The organism is Nocardia sp. NPDC004722, assembly GCF_053601505.1.
Genome location: NZ_JBSGBY010000914.1, coordinates 1 through 1,828, shown reverse-complemented (window position 1 = coordinate 1,828; position 1,828 = coordinate 1). Strand labels below are relative to the sequence as shown.

Genomic DNA, 1,828 nt, shown 5'->3' with positions numbered 1-1,828 from the left:
CCCTCGAGGCCCCGGCCGCCCTGCTCCGCATTTCGGTCGGAATCGAAGACATCAGCGACCTGGGGGCGCAATTCGAGCAGGCGCTCGCCTTTTTCTTTGGGTGTGGGGGCTGCGCCCCCACACCCCCAGGGTGAGGTGAATGGATACGGGGGCTTCGCCCCCGAACCCCCAGGAGCACTCGTGGGGCTGCGCCCCCACACCCCCCAAAGCAGCGAAGCGCCGCACCAGAATTGGTGCGGCGCTTCGTTGTTTTCACGACCGATGCCCTCGAGCGTCACGACCTCGCTCTCGGGCGGGTACTGCTCAGCTGTGGTACGGCTCCGCCGAAACCAGCGTCACCTTCATGACGTTGCCGTTGGGCAGCTGGTATTCGCGGGTTTCGCCGACCTTGGCGTTGATGAGCGCGCCGCCCAACGGGGAGTTGGGGGAGTAGGTCTCGAGGTCGGTGTTGCCGAGGCCCTCTTCGCGGGTGGCGATGAGGAAGGTTTCGGTGTCCGACTCGTCGCCGTCGTAATAGACCTTGACGACCGAGCCGGGCAGTGCGACGCCGGACTTGGTGGGCGCGACGCCGACCTTGGCGTTGTTCAGCAGTTCCTGCAGCTGGCGGATGCGCGCCTCCTGCTGGCCCTGCTCTTCACGCGCCGCGTGGTAGCCGCCGTTCTCCTTGAGATCGCCTTCTTCACGGCGCTCGTTGATTTCGGCCGCGATGACGGGACGGTTGGCGATGAGCGCGCCGAGTTCGCTCGTGAGCCTCTCGTGCGACTCCGGGGTCAGCCAAGTCACGGTCTCAGTCATCTCGATCACTCCCTAGTAGTTGTCCCCGGCAAGCCGGGATTCCCTGATGCCCGCTACCGTGGCCATCCGAAGACGGGCACGACAGCAGTGGACAGCCAGAGCGATCCCTGGGGAGAGTCCCGACAGCGCCGGCCGTCAATGCAGCAAACACGGCTCCGAACTCCGGAACCGTGTATCGCGTCATTTTAGCACGATTCGGAAAGGCGCAGGTAGAAGCGTCAAAGCGGGGCGTGTATCGGACTTTTCACCCGGCGCGCAGATAGGCGGGGACGTGCTCGCTGCACCCGTAGACGTTGCCCGCGCCGGCTCGGCGGGTGGTCTTGATCGTGGTGACGACGCGGACGGTGCCGGCGTCGGAGCCGGGAACCAGGATCTCGCGGCGGCCGACCTCGTCGGTGTCGCCGTCCATGGCGCGCACGAAGCAGACGACCGCTTGGCCCGGATCCTTGCGCGTCACTTTGAAATCCACGCTGACGGTGTGGTCGTCGACGATCTCGTAGCCGATCCGGTCCGGTTCGACGGCCTGCGGACCGTAGGTGCGGTAGCCCAGGTAGGAGACGCCGAGCCCGGCGAGCAGGACGACCGCGCCGAGGGCCCAGGGCAGCCAGCGGCGGTTCTTCCGAGGCGCGATCCCGTACCGGTCGGCCGGTCTTTCACTCATGTCGGGGACGCTCCCGGGGGGTAGGTCGGAACAAACAACGATCGGATGGAACTATAGGGAATGCATATCCGACGCCCGTGCCTGGACTCGGCTCATTAGCTACGGAGTAAAACGTGATCGGTGAGGTGAACGAGAAGTGAGTGGTCTTCGCCTCATGGCGGTGCACGCCCACCCCGACGACGAATCCAGCAAGGGCGCGGCGACGACCGCCCGCTACGCCGCCGAAGGCAACGAGGTGCTGGTCGTCACCCTCACCGGCGGGGAACGTGGCGACATTCTTCTCCGACGGCAAGGTCAAGGTCGAACTGGCCCTCGCCAAGGGCAAGCAGGACTACGACAAGCGCCAGGACCTGGCCCGTCGCGACAGCGAAC

General features: G+C 65.9%; 3 protein-coding genes and 1 pseudogene. 2 read left to right on the top strand and 2 right to left on the bottom strand.

The features are described from left to right. Positions 1 to 303: 303 nt before the first annotated feature. Positions 304 to 795 (bottom strand): transcription elongation factor GreA, encoded by a 492-nt coding sequence (greA, locus tag ACWELQ_RS43960; RefSeq protein WP_379362658.1) that lies wholly within the window; start codon positions 793 to 795, stop codon positions 304 to 306. Positions 796 to 1,039: 244 nt separating this feature from the next. Next, the gene (locus ACWELQ_RS43955; RefSeq protein WP_452402894.1) at positions 1,040 to 1,456 is read right to left on the bottom strand and encodes a DUF4307 domain-containing protein; all 417 of its coding nucleotides are present in this window, start codon (positions 1,454 to 1,456) and stop codon (positions 1,040 to 1,042) included. Positions 1,457 to 1,610: 154 nt separating this feature from the next. Here ACWELQ_RS43955 and ACWELQ_RS43950 point away from each other — a divergent pair. Both ACWELQ_RS43950 and ACWELQ_RS43945 read left to right on the top strand, forming a co-directional pair. Continuing rightward, a pseudogene (locus ACWELQ_RS43950) lies at positions 1,611 to 1,694 on the top strand (hypothetical protein); the annotation flags it as partial. 28 nt (positions 1,695 to 1,722) lie between these two features. Then, positions 1,723 to 1,828 (top strand): SsrA-binding protein (locus ACWELQ_RS43945; RefSeq protein ID WP_452402896.1); only part of this gene is annotated, 106 nt, incomplete at its 3' end.